This window comes from Enterococcus sp. BWB1-3 (assembly GCF_016745275.1).
In the GTDB taxonomy this organism is placed as follows: domain Bacteria; phylum Bacillota; class Bacilli; order Lactobacillales; family Enterococcaceae; genus Enterococcus_L.
Genome location: NZ_JADOEP010000039.1, coordinates 1 through 16,614, shown reverse-complemented (window position 1 = coordinate 16,614; position 16,614 = coordinate 1). Strand labels below are relative to the sequence as shown.

Below are 16,614 nucleotides of genomic sequence, written 5' to 3'. Positions count from 1 at the left end.
TCGTAATTTCAATAATTTTAGAGAAAGGATTTTCCTTTATAGAGGAACGTATTTCAAAGAAGTTAAAAAGAACCCTCATTAACAGAATCCATGCATGAAAAACAAGCAGCTAGGTAGGGCCCCCTAACTGCTTGGCTTTATTCTCTTGTATTTCTTTCACCAACACTAGTTGACAATGAGCCCTTAATACATGCGAATGTTGTCTTTTATTCATCTATAATCCTTGCTCCCAGCGTATTCGCAAAATGTCCCAATGCCCATTCATGCCCAACAGGGTCAAAGCTGGCAACAGCATCTGCATGAATGAAAATTTTATAACCTAAATTATAGGCATCTACTGCTGTATGCAGAACACAAATATCTGTACAGACACCTGCTAAATGGATTTCTGAAATGTCTCTTTCTCTTAGACGTATATCCAAATCCGTTCCACAGAAAGCTGAATAGTGTCTTTTATCGATCCAGTAAATATTTTCCAAATCCTTTGTTTTTGTATATAAATCATTCAAACTTCCATACAACTTTCTGCCTTTTGTACCGGCAAGATTATGTGGCGGAAATAATTTATTCTCAGGATGATGGACATCCGCTTTATCGTGTCTATCGATGGCATAAACAACAAAATCACCCGCTGCAGTAAATTTATCCGTCAGTTCTACCAAAGCTGCTTCAATATCCTGTCCGGCTTTTCCTGTTGTCAGTGCACCATCCGCTGCAACAAAATCATTGGTATAATCAATAGAAATCAAGGCTTTCACACAATCTCCCCCATTCATTACTAATTCTGTTTGCTTGTAAAAAATTTTCCAAGGTTGCCCAACATCAAAAATCGTGGTTGCAGCTTTATATTTACACTAAATGCTTAATAAATACAATAACCATTTCAGCCGATTTTTTCCCAGCATCTTCAATAAAGTCATCAAAGCTCTGTGTCGCTTCATGATCAGCCGTATCACTGATTGCCCGAACAACTAAAAATGGAATGTTAAATTGAGTCGCAGCCTGAGCTATCGAAGCTCCTTCCATTTCACAAGCCAATGCATCTGGAAAATCAGATACGATGCTTTCTATTTTCTCTTTACTGTCAATAAATGAATCTCCTGTTACTATCAAGCCATTGCGAACAGGCAAGCCTACTTTTTCCACTGCTTTTTTCATCTCAGCCTTCAAATAGGAGCTGCATTCATAATAAAGTGGCATTCCTGGAAGCTGTCCTTTTTTATAGCCAAATCCAGTTACATCCACATCAAAATAAGCTAATTTATCTGCAATCACAATATCTCCCACAGCCAGACCATGACCGATCCCGCCGGCAGAACCTGTATTAATGACCATATTCACACCATATTGATGTATAAGTAAAACTGTTGTTACAGCTGATAAAACTTTTCCTATTCCTGAACGAACGACAATCACCTCATGATTCCCCAATGATCCGGAAATAAAAACAGCTCCTGCCCTTTCCCATGATCTTTTTTCAGTCAGGACCTCTTTTAAAGCCTCTATTTCCTGTTCCATCGCTCCAATAATACCTATTTTCATTTCTGTCCCTCATTTCTATAAATTCAAAACAATTAATATTACAATGATCAGAAGTATTCCTACAATGACAATTGCTTTCGTCAATTTACTGCTTCGCTCTCTGATCTTTCCCTGTTCACCGGAACGTGTTGTCAAAACCTCTTTATTTTTTTTGCGTTCTTTTCGATAAAAATCAGATATCTCTTTTTCTTTTTCCTGATATTCCTCTTCAGCGATTTCCTGATTCCTTTTCATTTCTGAATCAGCAGCCTCTTTTCGCTTACGCAATTCTGTCCGAGTGATTAACGGACCTTTTGCCATCTCTATACCTCCTTCAACGCCTTTCTCATTTCCATAAGCTCCCAGTACTGTACAGCAAAAAGAGTTTTCGCATCACAAATCATTCCATTTGCAATTTCTTGTTTAGTCTGTTCCAACGTCAGCTCATACAATTCAATTACTTCATCTTCGTCCTGAGGAAGCGGATTTTCTGCTTTTTTTAAATTTTCAGCATAAAAAATATGAAGTAATTCATTAGCAAAACCTGGTGTCACATACATGGCAGCAACTGGCTCAAGCAGCTCTGCCTGATAAGCTGTCTCTTCTTCCAACTCTCTAAGTGCCGTTTCTTTTGGATAATTTTCTTCTCCGGGATCAATTTTCCCAGCTGGAATTTCCAGTGTTGCTTTTTCCAAAGGTTTGCGGAACTGCTTAACCAAAACCATTTTATTTTCAGCAGTAATCGGTATAATTGCTACTGCACCCGGATGAAACACTAATTCTCTTTTAGCAGTTGAGCCGTCAGGGAGACGAACATCATCCACAACAACTTCTATAACACTCCCCTTAAATATCTCTTGTCTTGAAATCGTTTTTTCTTCAAAGTCTTCAAAGCTCAACATATCCTCACCATTCTTTCTAGTGTAATAATACCTAATTTTATCATTTAGTGATAGCTTTTTGAATATTGATTCACTAACAACATCAGCAAACATAAAACTTTCAGGAAGTATACCCGTCCATTTCATACTAACTCCTGCCATCATTCTTTCAAAAAATAGCACATTTCTTTTGAAAATAAACTTTTTTCGCTTTTTCTTACGTTTTTTGTAAAAATTAAAATCAACCCTAGGACGGATATTTTTTCTGCAAAGGAATGTGTTAGAATAATTGGTGTAGAAGGAGAGAAAACTCCTGAATAGGAAAATTGGAGGGAATCCACATGAAGGGTAAAAAATTTTTACAAGTAATTGCTTATATAATTATTGCTGGACTGTTTGTTCGTTTTACTTACATCAGTGTTGACCTAATTGCTATATTGCTTGTCATTGCTACACTGCTTACTTTATTTACAGGTCGCAAAAAAGTGAAGAACAGTGCCTCGCTGCCGGTCCTGACTAAAACAAAAGAAGCTCATTACGAGCAGCTTGGGATGAGCGACGCTGAAATTGCATTTTTCCGGGATACAATGAATTCTGCAAGAGTCCAAATCGTAGAACTTCAAGACAATATTAATCAGTCAACAAAACTTAGAGCCATTGATCTGCGGAATGACACATTACGTATTTCTAAAGCGCTGTTTAAAGAATTAGTCAAAAACCCGACAAAGCTGCATTCAGCAAACCATTTTCTTTACACGCACCTGCCTAATATAGTAGATTTAACTAAGAAATATCTTGAGATTGATAATCATGAAATTAAGAGTAAACAAGCTTATGAGAAGCTTGAAGAAAGCGCACAAATTATTGATCAGGTTTCTAAATTAATCAAAAAAGATTATGAACAGTTTGTAGCAGATGATATTGAAGATCTTGATATTGAAATATCAATTGCTAAAAACAGTCTGAAAAGGGATAATAGTAACAAAGAATAGAAACTTGTTACTATAATTAGGAGGTCACGAATAGATGGAAAACAAGGAAAAAGATACAGTCTCAGTGGATAACGCGTTGGATGATTTATTAAACAATCCATTCTCCACCCCAGTAGATTCATTAACAACAACACAGCAAGATGAAATCTCTGCTTTACAAAACCAGCAGATCGCACCCCGGCTGATTGACAAACTGCCTGAAGATCGTCAAAAGCAGGCACAGGAGCTTGCTGCCAAAATTGATATTCAGGATACACAGGCGATCATTACCTATGGTTCAAATGCTCAAAATAAATTAAGCGAATTCTCTCAATCCATGTTGAATCATGTACAGTCTCAAGACATTGGGCCTGTGGGAGATTCTCTGACAGATTTAATGTATCGTTTAAGTGAAGCAAATCCGGATGAGCTTCGTTCCGGTGAAGGAAATATCTTCCAAAAAATGTTTGGGAAAGTGAAACAGTCCATTTTTGAGATCACTGCAAAATATCAAAAAATCGGTGCTCAAATTGATAAAATCGCAGTTAAGCTGGACAGAGAAAAAGAAGGTCTTTTGAAGGACAATTTGATGCTGGAACAACTATACAATAAAAACAAAGACTATTTCGATGCTTTGAATATTTATATTGCTGCCGGTGAGTTGAAAATGGAAGAATTGAATACAACCATTATTCCGGCAGCAATGAAAAAAGCTGAAGAAACCGGTGATCAAATGGATGTTCAGATCGCCAATGACCACGCACAGTTTCTGGATCGCTTAGACAAACGCACGCATGATCTTCGTTTAGCCCGTCAAATTACTATTCAGCAGGCACCGCAGATTCGTTTAATTCAAAATACCAATCAGGCACTTGCTGAAAAAATTCAGGCTTCAATCAATACAGCTATTCCTTTATGGAAAAATCAGGTTGTTATTGCTCTGACTTTGTTAAGACAAAAGGATGCAGTTACCGCTCAGCGTCAAGTTTCTGAAACAACTAATGACCTTCTGAAGAAAAACTCAGAAATGCTGAAAATTTCTGCTATTGAAACTGCAAAAGAAAATGAACGCGGTATTGTCGATATCGAAACATTGCAAAAAACTCAAAATGATCTGGTTGAAACGATTCAAGAAACATTACGAATTCAACGGGAAGGTAAAGAAAAACGCCGTGCTGCTGAAATTGAGTTAAGCCATATGGAAGAAGATTTAAAGAACAAGCTTTTGGAATTAACACAATAATGTTAGTCAACTGCCGATCAATAAATGATCGGTAGTTTTTATTTTCTCCTTGGCTAGAAGAGACTGTGACATATCAATGTCTCTTCCAGTATCAGCCATTCTATATACACATCAGCAATCTGATCTTCGATTATTTTGATAGCAGTCGGATTCGTTGCACCCATGTATGATTCCTCCCACATCTTTCGCTGGTTTTCAACTGGTGTGTTTAAAATTTCTTCAATATTTTTATGAGCCATTAACTATTTTACCGCCTTTTAAGCTTCTATATCTATACTTGACATTCTAACTCCCCCTTCCTTTAAATCTCTCTTTTTATTCCACCACACAAAAAGAACTGCTTCAGTATAAGAAAAATCCATCCTGTTTTAACTATCACTTTTATAAACAACAGTTAAAACAGGATGGATTCTATTTGATTTTGTCGGAAAACTATAAATATAATGAGTTTTTAGATAGAGCTAAGCATTATTTCAAAGCTAAACTAGGGCGTGTCTGAAAAGTTAGCGGCATTCGAATTTTTCAGTAATTTTTGTTGAAATCAAGGAAGAAAACACAGCTTATGTGGCTCATAAGCCAGTATTTATGACGAGGAGTTCGATAAAAATCATCAAACTATTCGCCGCTTGAGTTTTCAGACACACCCTAATGTATTGACCAATTTAAAACTAAATTATACTTCTAAACCAATAAACATGCAGCCTATCCAGTAGTATTACATATGAGACTATTGGATAGACAACAAGCATTTGCCAAAAGAACAGGAGCAAATCTTTTCATGCGACGAGCATTCGAAGAAGCGCAGGAGCAAGTCTCTTCATGCGACGAGTAATCGAAGAAGCGCAGGAGCAAATCTCTTCATGCGACGAGCATTCGAAGAAGCGCAGGAGCAAGTCTCTTCATGCGACGAGTAATCGAAGAAGCGCAGGAGCAAATCTCTTCATGCGACGAGTAATCGAAGAAGCGCAGGAGCAAATCTCTTCATGCGACGAGTAATCGAAGAAGCGCAGGAGCAAATCTCTTCATGCGACGAGTAATCGAAGAAGCGCAGGAGCAAATCTCTTCATGCGACGAGTAATCGCAGGAGCAAGTTATGCAAAAAGCCTTAAGACATACATCGATATACATTAACAGCTGCTCCTATTAGGGGATGAATGTGCAAGTACTCTGTCACCATTTAGAGTTCGCTCATTTTATTTTTTGAAACTGTTCACCACTAAAGTTTTCAGACAGCTCCTAATTGATGATAGGAATCTCTGACCTTTTCAAATAGTTTTGTATAAGGCTTTAATCCTGTATACTGTTCAATCGTGGCATCAAGCCCGCTCTCTTCAATAGCCTGCTGCAATGCACAAGCTTCTTCATCTGAAGGATTTTTAAATTTTAATGCTGCTGCGATTGCAATTGCCAAAGCTTTAGGTGTTTCATTAAATGCTTCTACAAATTGTCTGGCCGGTTGAATAAATCGGTCATTTTCTCCAATTTTTCTAATAGGCGACCGACCTACTCGTGTCACATAGTCTGAAACATAAGGATTCTTAAACCGGTCAATTATTTTATCGATATATTCCTGATGCCCCTGATGAGAAAATTGAAATTTCTTCTCCAATAGAGCACCAGTTTCCTCTAATGCACTTCTGACAATAAACAGCACTTTATCATTATGAATGGCATCCTCAATAGAAGCTATATTTTTTATATAGCCAAAGTAGGCAGTCACTGCATGACCCGTATTAACTGTAAAAAGCTTCCGCTCAATATATGGCGTCAAATCAGGAACATAGGTCATCCCCTGTATCTTCGGTGCTGTTGTCATGTCCGGCAGTTCTTCAACCACCCATTCATAAAATGGTTCAACAGTCACTGTCAGTAAATCTTTATGCGTTTGGTCCGGAACGATTCGATCTACAGCAGAATTTGGGAATTGAATATATTTATCTGCATAAGCAGTTTCCTGTTCGCTTAATCTTTTGTAAGCCTCCTCTTTTAGGAGCTTTGAACCGCCAATCATATTCTCACATGCAATTATAGTAAGAGGATTTTTCTCGGACATTCTTGCCTTAATCCCTTTGGCAATTATATCTGCTAGTCTAGGCAAAATAGTTGGACCAACTGCAGTTGTGACAATTTCGGCGCTGCTGATTTCCTGAATCAGTTGGTCTTCCTCTGTTAGGCTGTTTAATGCAGATACATGCTCAACAGTAAATGTATCCTGAGCTTCATTAGCCAGTACAACCTGATACTCTTTTTCCTCATTAATAGCATCTGTAATCTGCTGATTCACATCGGCAAAAATCACTTCATACCCAGCATCTGAAAGTAGCCAGCCGATAAATCCCCGACCGATATTCCCCGCTCCAAAATGGACAGCAGTTTTCATACAGCAATACCTCCTTTGAAGAAGTCAATGATTTCAGCTTCATTTTGAGCTGAGATCAATTTTTCCACATTTTCCATTTCTGAACAAACCATTGCTATTTCCGACAGCAATGCCAAATGTTCGTTCTCAACTCCGGCAATTCCTATAATCAATTTGACTTCATTTCCATCGAATGAAACGCCTTCTGGTGCCTGGATAATGACAATCCCAGATTTCAAAATTGCTGTTTTACTGTCTTCTGTTCCATGCGGGATTGCAACCAAATTCCCGATAAACGTGGATGTCATTCTATCTCGTTCAATCATTTTGGGAATATATTCCTCAGTTACGTATCCCTGCTCCTGAAGCAAGGTTCCAGCTGCTGTGATTGCTGCTGTTTTATCTGAAAAGTGCTGATTTAACCGCACATCTGCTTTTTCAAGTTTCATAATTTCTGTTCTCTCCTCATGTAAAATGTATTCATCTACAAAGCTATATCGCTAAAAAATCCATCAGTCTTTTTACAAAATAATTTGATACTTCTTTTACTGTTCCATATTCTAAAATATCAACCAGTTCCGGATCATCCACAAACATAGCGCTGATATAACTTAAAACCTTCAGTCCTTCTTGTGAGTACTTTTCAGGAGCCAGAAGCAGTACTAGTTTATTCACATTCATTTCTGTCTGATCCATCCCTTTTACTGAAAGCTCTTCTGATAAATGAAATAACTGAAAAAATGGCTGCTGAATCATCTCATCTCTTCCGTGAAACATTCCAATTCGTGTATTTGGTATACCAAATCCGCTCCAGTTTTCATCCTTCATTAAAAGACTGATCAGCAGTTCCACATTAATAGTCGAATCTTTTTCCAGTAACTGAGTACAGACTGCCCTGAGAATATCCTCTGTTGTTCCCATTTGTTTTTCGAGAAAGACATAGTTGAAATTTTTTAAAATATCCAATACGATGTTATGGTAAATTTGCCGTTCTTCTATTAGCTGGATCGCTTCATATGTGGTCAATTCAGCAGCTCCTGTACCAGTACTGTTTTTCCTTTGACTGTAGGTTTTTCCAGCATTTTTTAAATACAAATCAATTTGCATAATTTCCTGTTCAGTCAAAATAGGGGAAACCAGAAAATAATCAAAATCGACTTTCCCTAAATCTATTGTTGAAATGATAATATCTATATCAGATTCTTTTCGTTTTTTTGCCAGTTCAAACAATGAAACAGTCTGCAGCTTTTTCATTTGAGGAATCTTCTGACGAAGTCTGGTTACCAGCATTCGTGATGTGCCAATTCCGCTTGCACAGACCACTAATCCGGAAAATTCTGCTTCACTTTCCAGTTGCAGCAGGACTGAACCAAAATGCAGCACTAGATAACCAATCTCTTCGTCCAGTACCTTATCTCCCTGATAAATTTGATCAAAAACCCTTCGAATAATTTGAAACAGTTCAGGATAATCCTGTTTGATAGATTGAATCAGTGGATTGTAAATCCGCAATCCCTGTTCCAAACGTCTGAAGGTAGGCTTCAAATGAGAAATCAGCCCTTTTAGCAGCTGATCTTTCGGTAATTCCTGATCTAGCTCTTCCTCCACAAGCCCTATCATTTTTTTGGCAAAAAGAATCACTTGCATATCTTCGTTTTCAAAGAAAACTTTATCTGCTTTTCGGCTTTTTAAGCTGCGCAGATACATGGAAATGTAAACAGCTTCGCCCTCTGGAACTACTTCTGATTCGATCTCTAAAATATCAGCAAGCAGTCTTTGAGCTGTTTGATATTCTGATGAATCCAGAATTTCCTGTTCATAATCATAGGACTGTACAAAATTTCCATCAATAATTCGTTCAATCGCAATGGAAAGGTGAACGACTAAATTCACATAGGCTTCATCGCTGATTTCCTGAACTTCCCTTTCACGCCATTCCCGGATATGCACTTCTACATTTTGGAGAATGTTCTCATCAACTAAATTCAGCAGACGATCTTCCAGCCATGTCGTTGTCATCTCAGATTTCTCTTTTTTCTGAAAGTACTTCAGCAGCTGATAATTCGGAAACTGTTCACCAACGATTTCGCTCATTAAATGACGCTTCTCTATTTCAGGTGCTTCCAACGAAACGCCGGCCCCTCTCTTTCGCTCAATAGTGACACCGTTTGGGAGCTGCTCTTCCAATTTGTTGAGATCTCCGCTGATTGTTGAGACAGTTACATTTAAATCATTTGCCAGACCAATGAGCTTAACACCATTTTCTTCTTTCAACAATGTTTTTAATATCCTTAACTGACGTTCATCCGGGCTGTATTCATTGTAGGAGAGGTCCATCAGATACCAGCGGAAATTTTGTATATCCTTGTCACTCCCCAACAGCTGATAAAGACCGTTCTCCTTTTTAAGCTGTAAATTATAGGAGAATAATGTATCTTCCACTTCCTTCATATCACGACGAATTGTCCGTTCACTGACATTCAAATCTTTAGAAAGCTTCTTCAATGAAACCGGCAGCGAATAATCCAGAAACTGTTCCAGAATCAACCTTGCTCTTGCTGAAAGATACATTCTTTGCTCCTCCTCTTTTTAAAAATAAATCAGCCTATATGTGAGCCAGCAGCTTATCAACCAAGTCATCATATTGATCCCCATTTAAAAAGTTCTCCACGGACACATGATAAGCATTTGGCAGTTTTTCCTTTGCTCTGGATGTCAGATCTTTATGTGTGACAACGATATCCGCATCGTTTGGCAGCTGTGCAATTGCAGAGTTAACGACTTCAATTGATAATCCAGCTTTTTTCACTTTATTTCTCAAAACTGAAGCCCCCATCGCACTGGAACCCATTCCGGCATCACAGGCAAAAATAATTTTCTGTACATTAATTAAAATACCTTCGTTCTGAGTCTGCACATTCGTTTCAGTTAGTGCTTGAGCAGCAGAATGTTTTCCTTTTAAAGCACTGACCTTCTCTGTTGCCTCCTGCAAATCTGTTTCTGGTTCTTTTGATGTTTTTAGAATCAGGCTGGAAATTCCAAACGACACAGCTGTTGCTGCTGCGATAGCCAAAATGACACCAATATAACCATCACGTGGAGTCATCGCCAATATCGCAAAGATACTTCCTGGAGAAGCCGGCGCAACTAATCCCACATTAAAAACTGACAGTGTAAGTACGCCCGTCATTCCTCCTCCGATCGCTGAAAGAATGAGTGCTGGTTTCATTAATATATATGGGAAGTAAATTTCATGAATTCCTCCTAAAAAGTGAATAATGATTGCTCCCGGTGCCGTTTGTCTTGCTGATCCTTTTCCAAACAATGTATAGGCCAGCAAGATTCCCAATCCCGGACCAGGATTCGCTTCCAATAAGAAAAGCAGCGATTTTCCGGTTTCTGCCGCCTGCTCAATTGCAATTGGACTGATTACACCATGATTAATTGCATTATTTAAGAAAAGCACCTTTGCCGGTTCAATAAAAATGCTTGCAAGCGGCAACAGTGAACGCTCAATCAGAAAACTTACTCCTGAAGCTAAGGCTGTATTTAAGCCTTCTACTGCAGGACCAACAACTAAAAATGCTAAAATAGCTAAAATTGAAGATAGAATCCCTGCCGAAAAATTATTTACAAGCATTTCAAAACCTGGTTTAATTTTTCCGTCTACCAGTTCATCAAATTTCTTAATACACGCTGCTCCTGCCGGTCCGACAATCATTGCCCCTAAAAACATAGGAATATTGGCGCCCGTAATAACCCCCATGGTCACCATCGCTCCAACAACTCCGCCTCGAATATCATATACCAGACGTCCGCCGGTAAAACCAATTAGAATCGGCAGCAAATAATTAATCGTTGGTCCTGTGATCTCATTTAATTGTTCATTTGGTATCCAACCTGTTGGAATGAATAATGCCGTTAAAATTCCCCACGCAATAAATGCTCCAATATTCGGCATAATCATACCGCTTAAAAAGCTGCCGAACTGTTGGATTTTTACTTTCATGCTTCCCTGTGTCTGTTCCATGACTTTTTCCTCCTTGTGTTATGAAAAGTCTTTTGATTCATAAACTTCATTCAGGCTGCGCAGCTGAATTTTTTGACCAGCTCTTGCTGTCATTCTTATTGTAAACGCTCCCTATTCCATTCACAAGAAAATGAAAAGCTAGTTTTGTCCAAGTAATTTTGACAAAATCTTGCAATTCCCGCAAGTATCATTCACCTATTCTTCAATATGTAAATGATTTATAATCGAGAGAGTTTTTTAACATACTATATAATTTAAAAAATCTCATCTTGAAGGTTTCAAATTTACAAAAATTGGATTGTCTTCTCTTGGGTATTTACACAAAAAACTGGACTGTGACATAAGTATGTCTGATATCCCTAAAACCGAATAAACGGTGTTCCAGAAGCTGTCTCTTCGGAAATAAGTCGAACTATACTGAAAATATGAGTAGCTATTTTCGTATATTCCGACTTATTTCTTGAGACAGAACACTTCTGTCACAACCTCGCTATAGTCTCATCCTATTCTTAGTTTTCCAAAAAATTTACAAAATTTCGCAGTTCTGTCTTTATTTCCACCGAAAGCTCTTTACTTTGGATAGCACCTTCCAAACCATAAAGAAACGACAAACAGGTCCCTTTGTCCCCCTGCTCTCTGACAAGCAAAAACACATTCATACTACCGATCTGTTCCAGCTCTTCCAGTGACTGTATATTTACTTTCCACAGCTGCTCAGCCATTACTTTTCCAATTTCCAATGTACCCTCCAGTTCAGTCATCGTGTACTTCACTATCTCTCCAATACGGCAATTGTTTCAACTGGTATATCACCGTTTGCTTTGCAGCCGCTGTATTCAATCCCTGTGTTTGAATACTAATGCCCGCCATACTTTTGAGTATTTCTGAAAAATTCTTTATACTTCCATCTGCTAATTCGAGGTCGGGACAAAAGCGATCAGTTCCGAGAATTAAGAAGGACTATCCGAAAGTAATTTCTCATATTTTCAGGATAGTTCGGCTTAATTCCGAAGGAGTTGCTCCTGCGGTTACTCGTCGCAAAAAGAATTTTTGCTTTTGTCCCGCCGTTTATTCGGGTTTAGATATAAAGAGAGTTTGGAACTTTATTCTGTCCCAAACTCTTTGTTCTATTGAGTGAAATCTGTGGTATTTCTCATTGACATACCGTACGCAATACATTGTTTCATAGTCAGCCTTCTCCCTGGTTCATCACTATGAAATTTGGTCTCCTCCATCGTTTTCAGTCTCACCTTAGTCATTATTCAATACTTTTATTTCCTGCAAGACTTCTTGAAATTCAGCTTCAAGCTTTAATTTTTCTGTCTGATCTGCTGAAATCAAGCGACCTAGTATCGTCGTTTTACGGGTTTCCAGCAACAGCTTTTGCTGCTTGACCTGCTCTTCCTTTTCACTGATACGGTTTTTGTCCTGTTCTGTTTGAATCTTCCTATCCGTAATCATCCACTTGTCTGTCGCCACATTTTCAATAAATGTCTCATCATGGGAGATAAACAATACAGTTCCCTGATATGCTGAAAGTGCCTCTTCCAAAACCTTTATTGAAGCAATATCCAGATGGTTTGTTGGTTCATCCAGCAGCAGTAAATTATATTTACTCAGCAGAAGCCTGCTGATAGCTGCTTTACTTCTTTCTCCTCCACTTAAAACACCAATCTTTTTAAATACCGATTCATTACGAAACTGCATATGCGCCAGTAAATCTCGAACTTCCTGTTCCCCATAAGGTGAGCTTTCACAAACAGAATCAAAGATGGTCATTTCATCATCCAGTGTTTCAAAGCTTTGGCTGAAATAGCCAAGATTTACTCCTCTTGCAAACGAAATCCCTTGTCCTCTATGCAAAATTTCTTTCATAAGTGTTGTTTTCCCTGAACCATTGACACCAAGTAACGCAGTTTTTGAGCCGGTTTCCAATTTAAAAGAGCTGTTCTTCAACAATTCTTTCTGACCGATTACCAGATTGTAATGATCTGCTGCCAATAAATAATTGGCATGAAGTGGTTGGGCAGAAGAAAAAGGAATGACCAGCTTCTTCTTTTCAACTGGCTTTTCCACTTTATTCAACTTCGATAATCGTGTTTCCATGATCTTCGCTCGATTATCAAGATTCTTCTTCGCACGCTGATCCCCCATCTTATGCAGCCTCGCCTCAGAATTACCCATTCGTTTTGGTGTTTTTCTCGTTTGACGGCTTTTATCTTTGACAACACCTACTGCACGCATAAGCTGCTGCTTTTCATGCTGGTAATTTTCATAAGACCGCTGATACTCTGCTTCTTCAATTTTTTTCTGTTTCAGATAGTCATCATAGTTTCCCTCGTATATCTTTACCTGACTATTTTCGATTGCCAAAATTTTATTCACTGTTTTATTTAAAAAAGATCGATTATGTGAAATGACCAGAAGTGTCCCTGCATACCGTTTCAGCTTTTTCTCTAAATAGTTTATTCCATTTTTATCCAAGTGATTCGTTGGTTCATCAGCCAAAAGAATACCCGACACCCCTTTTAGAGCTTCCTGAATCCTTTTCCTGGTCTGTTCTCCGCCACTGGCCGTATCCTCCGAATCAATTAGCTGTTCAATTGAGGCAACCCGATCACTGCAGTTCACCGTTCCCTCATTTGGCTGACAGTCCCCTTTTATGATTGAAAACAGGGTTGTTTTTCCTGATCCGTTATCACCGATTATTCCTACTCTGCTGCCCTGCGGAATAGTCAGATGGTCAATCGTAAATAAATCTTTATCGCCAAAGTACATTTTTATATTTTTGAATTTTATTGTCATAACAAAAAAAACCTCCTTCAATTCTGAAGAAGATGACAGTCTGCCTAATTAATTCCAATCATTTAACCCTACGCAAAATAAACGTATGGTTTCATTTTATGAAAGATAACTTGTCATCACTATTTTTAGGTACACTCATCCACTACAGAATTTAATAATTTGTATTAAATTATTGAATAGTAGATGTATTGTACATAGTCAAGTACCTTTCCCTTTCTTAAAGTCACATACAGTCTAACAAAAATTTTCTTATTAATCAAGAGCAGGGATCAAGACTATAGCACAAAAAAAATTTAACTTATATATTTCTCTTGCTTTATCTGAAACATCTTGATAGAAAGTTTAACTTGCACACCAGTTGTTTTTATTCCTCTTCGTGATACAATAAAGTAAAAATTACTTTTATCTTAACTGGAAAGGATGAACGCTTTTGTCTCACTTTACTTCTAAAAAAGAAGAAAAACAATATTATGAACAAACTGCCAGTGAAGTTGAGTTTTTAAAGTGGTATCACCAGCAAGATCATCCTGAATATGAGAAGCCTTCATTAACTGTTGACATTGTCCTGATGTGCTATAACAAAGAGGAAGATCAGCTGAAGCTATTATTAATTAAACGAAAATCTCACCCTTACAGAAACTCGTGGGCGTTACCAGGAGGTTTTGTGACTCCTAATGAATCAACCGGGGAAAGCGTACTTAGAGAAACAAGGGAAGAAACAGGTGTGGTTATTTCCAAACACAATATTGAACAGCTGCACACCTTCAGTACACCGAATCGTGATCCCAGAGGCTGGGTTGTCACAGTCAGCTATCTTGCATTTATTGGTGAAGAACCTTTAATCGCAGGGGACGATGCAAAGGAAGTCAGCTGGTTCAATATGAAACGAGAGGATGGCAAACTAATTTTAAGTGATGGAAAAGCTGTTATCACTCTTGACCTAGATGATCCCACTGCAAGCGACCATCATTTGCTGGCATTTGATCATAGCGAAATTCTGTTAAAAGCTTTTAATCGAGTTGCAAATAAAATGGAACACGAGCCGCAGGTTTTACAGGTACTTGGACAAGATTTCACTATTACAGAAGCCAGAAAAGTTTTCGCCAAGTTTTGGGGAATCGATTATAAAACGATTGACCACTCTAACTTTAAAAAAGCTATGCTTCAATATTTTGAAGAAATAGGTGAACGACCGGTGGGGATTGGCCGCCCGTCAAAAATTTATCGTCTGGCAAATTAAGTTGTGTCTGTCAAAAGGTTAGCATTAGCAGGTCATGTAACCATTTTTCCCTTGTTCTCACAAATAGCATTGGATAGTTCCTGCTTTTGAATACATTTTTATAGATTCAATTCATAAAATAAAACAGCAGCTTCCCTTTCAAGTAAACTGATTTCGAAATAGACAACAAAACTGTCAAAATCAGTTGCTGCATCGTTTGAAAACAGCTTGCTGTTTTTATTCTTTTGATTTATCAAATTAAGCTGGATAATCATTACTCTCAGCTAGTCAAAACGATTTTTCCCTTGCTGAGTATTTTATGAGCTGCTTTTACATTTTCTGGGTTGATTGAGTGAAGCTCTTGAGTAATGGTGACTTTCAGCTGTCTTACAGCTCAGCAATCTCTTGAAAAATTTTCCACTGTCGTATTTGATCTTTTGTCTGGTACATGGATCGTGTAAGTACGAATTCCCAGCTGAATGTTACACTTTTGCTTTCCAGCAATCCTAAATCAACTGATTAAGCAGTTTCAACTATTGAGCAGCTTTTCCCCTACAGCTGAATAATTTTTGACATCGCTTCCCAATAGTTGCCTGTATTGTATAAATACAGAATGAATCGACTCTCATCAGCCCCCAATCAATCTAATTCCTCTATTAGAGACTGTCTATGATTGATCACATGATCAGCTCCCGTTTTCAGTCCAGTGTTTCATCTCTGGAAGCGGTCGTAATATCTTCCATTCCAGCAGTCTTTGTCTGCTGAATAGCCATTAAACCGACACCACCAGATCCATTAATGATCAAAATCTGTTTTCCTCGACCTTCTTCTGTGATTCTGAGCCAATCAAACAAGGAGTCCTATGTACCGTCAAAGGCATTGCTGCACGTTCTGCTATAGACATTTTTTTAGGCTTTTTCGCTACTAATTTCTCATCTGCCAGTTGGCACACTAGTGTTGCATGAAACAGCAAATGTTTCACAGAAGAAGATAAGAAAGATGTGGTGCAACTCAAAAATAGCTGAGCACTCTTTTTTCTGCACGCCCCTTTATTCGTTTCTTCCAACAAAAAATCCTTTATACTGACTCTTGAATGATTTATCCAAGACTTCATATAAAGGAAATAATTTTCAGATGGCGAAATTTGGTTTGTTCTGCTCTTTTCAATTTAAGCGAGTTCCCCTGGCAAATCAAGTAATACTGCACCGTTCACCAGCGATGACAACTTTTGAATAGGCGTTCCAACATACTGAACCTGGACACTTCCATTTCAATAAAAACTTCCTTGTACATTTTTTATTGTTAACAGATTTAAATCCAAATTCAGAAGGCCGTCAAGTCATTCAAAGGCAATAAGCGCATGCGAACAACCCCTATCACCTGCTCCTTGTTGATCAGTCCATAATCTCGACTGTCATACCCATATTCTCTATTGTCTCCTAAAACCAAATAACAATTCTTTGGGATGACCGCTTCCCGGCTGATATCATACTGATCAAAATCAGCCGTGTACTGTCCCCCATTTTTTTGGGCTTCATTGATTTCATCAATGATAAATTTCTCATCCACTACCTCACCATTCACA

The 16,614-nt window shown here is 38.1% G+C and carries 17 protein-coding genes; 4 read left to right on the top strand and 13 right to left on the bottom strand.

All coding sequences use genetic code 11. The features are described from left to right. Positions 1-206: 206 nt before the first annotated feature. From IW492_RS16980 to IW492_RS16965, 4 genes are all read right to left on the bottom strand, one after another. A complete protein-coding gene (locus tag IW492_RS16980) occupies positions 207-758 on the bottom strand; it encodes a cysteine hydrolase family protein (protein ID WP_202069202.1) in 552 nt (183 codons plus the stop codon). Between the two features lie 91 nt (positions 759-849). Then, positions 850-1,542 carry a 5'-methylthioadenosine/adenosylhomocysteine nucleosidase gene (locus IW492_RS16975; RefSeq protein ID WP_202069201.1) on the bottom strand — a complete coding sequence of 231 codons (693 nt, stop codon included), beginning with the start codon at positions 1,540-1,542 and terminating at the stop codon, positions 850-852. A 15-nt stretch (positions 1,543-1,557) separates the two neighbouring features. Beyond that, positions 1,558-1,842, bottom strand: a complete 285-nt coding sequence (macP, locus tag IW492_RS16970; protein ID WP_202069200.1) for a cell wall synthase accessory phosphoprotein MacP — start codon at positions 1,840-1,842, stop codon at positions 1,558-1,560. A gap of 2 nt (positions 1,843-1,844) precedes the next feature. Beyond that, the gene (locus IW492_RS16965; protein WP_202069204.1) at positions 1,845-2,423 is read right to left on the bottom strand and encodes an NUDIX hydrolase; all 579 of its coding nucleotides are present in this window, start codon (positions 2,421-2,423) and stop codon (positions 1,845-1,847) included. A gap of 320 nt (positions 2,424-2,743) precedes the next feature. Here IW492_RS16965 and IW492_RS16960 point away from each other — a divergent pair, with 320 nt between their 5' ends. Further along, a complete protein-coding gene (locus IW492_RS16960) occupies positions 2,744-3,394 on the top strand; it encodes a 5-bromo-4-chloroindolyl phosphate hydrolysis family protein (protein WP_202069199.1) in 651 nt (216 codons plus the stop codon). 34 nt (positions 3,395-3,428) lie between these two features. After that, complete coding sequence (locus IW492_RS16955; protein WP_202069197.1) at positions 3,429-4,616, top strand: toxic anion resistance protein; 1,188 nt, start codon at positions 3,429-3,431, stop codon at positions 4,614-4,616. Between the two features lie 53 nt (positions 4,617-4,669). Here IW492_RS16955 and IW492_RS16950 read toward each other — a convergent pair whose 3' ends face one another. After that, positions 4,670-4,855: a hypothetical protein gene (locus IW492_RS16950; RefSeq protein ID WP_202069195.1), complete on the bottom strand. Its 186-nt coding sequence runs from the start codon at positions 4,853-4,855 to the stop codon at positions 4,670-4,672. Positions 4,856-5,435: 580 nt separating this feature from the next. Here IW492_RS16950 and IW492_RS16945 point away from each other — a divergent pair. Then, positions 5,436-5,612 carry a hypothetical protein gene (locus IW492_RS16945; protein WP_202069192.1) on the top strand — a complete coding sequence of 59 codons (177 nt, stop codon included), beginning with the start codon at positions 5,436-5,438 and terminating at the stop codon, positions 5,610-5,612. Between the two features lie 229 nt (positions 5,613-5,841). Here IW492_RS16945 and IW492_RS16940 read toward each other — a convergent pair whose 3' ends face one another. The 6 genes from IW492_RS16940 to abc-f form a co-directional block, all read right to left on the bottom strand. Then, positions 5,842-6,996 (bottom strand): mannitol-1-phosphate 5-dehydrogenase, encoded by a 1,155-nt coding sequence (locus IW492_RS16940; protein WP_202069190.1) that lies wholly within the window; start codon positions 6,994-6,996, stop codon positions 5,842-5,844. Then, positions 6,993-7,424: a PTS sugar transporter subunit IIA gene (locus tag IW492_RS16935; protein ID WP_202069188.1), complete on the bottom strand. Its 432-nt coding sequence runs from the start codon at positions 7,422-7,424 to the stop codon at positions 6,993-6,995. The genes IW492_RS16940 and IW492_RS16935 overlap by 4 nt, the downstream gene beginning before the upstream one ends. A 43-nt stretch (positions 7,425-7,467) precedes the next feature. Continuing rightward, positions 7,468-9,546: a BglG family transcription antiterminator gene (locus IW492_RS16930; protein WP_202069186.1), complete on the bottom strand. Its 2,079-nt coding sequence runs from the start codon at positions 9,544-9,546 to the stop codon at positions 7,468-7,470. A 34-nt stretch (positions 9,547-9,580) separates the two neighbouring features. After that, on the bottom strand, positions 9,581-11,005 hold the full coding sequence (locus IW492_RS16925; RefSeq protein WP_202069184.1) for a PTS mannitol transporter subunit IICB: 1,425 nt from the start codon (positions 11,003-11,005) through the stop codon (positions 9,581-9,583). 509 nt (positions 11,006-11,514) lie between these two features. Continuing rightward, positions 11,515-11,745, bottom strand: a complete 231-nt coding sequence (locus IW492_RS16920) for a TfoX/Sxy family DNA transformation protein (protein WP_202069182.1) — start codon at positions 11,743-11,745, stop codon at positions 11,515-11,517. Between the two features lie 511 nt (positions 11,746-12,256). Further along, entirely contained in the window at positions 12,257-13,810 is a 1,554-nt protein-coding gene (abc-f, locus tag IW492_RS16915) for a ribosomal protection-like ABC-F family protein (RefSeq protein WP_202069180.1), read from the bottom strand. A gap of 430 nt (positions 13,811-14,240) precedes the next feature. Here abc-f and IW492_RS16910 point away from each other — a divergent pair, with 430 nt between their 5' ends. Further along, positions 14,241-15,050, top strand: a complete 810-nt coding sequence (locus IW492_RS16910) for an NUDIX hydrolase (RefSeq protein WP_202069178.1) — start codon at positions 14,241-14,243, stop codon at positions 15,048-15,050. Positions 15,051-15,148: 98 nt separating this feature from the next. Here the strand turns inward: IW492_RS16910 and IW492_RS18200 are convergent, their stop codons facing one another. Further along, the gene (locus IW492_RS18200; RefSeq protein ID WP_236671980.1) at positions 15,149-15,304 is read right to left on the bottom strand and encodes a hypothetical protein; all 156 of its coding nucleotides are present in this window, start codon (positions 15,302-15,304) and stop codon (positions 15,149-15,151) included. Positions 15,305-16,352: 1,048 nt separating this feature from the next. After that, the coding region (gene lepB / locus IW492_RS16905; RefSeq protein ID WP_202069177.1) for a signal peptidase I at positions 16,353-16,614 on the bottom strand (262 nt) is incomplete at its 5' end.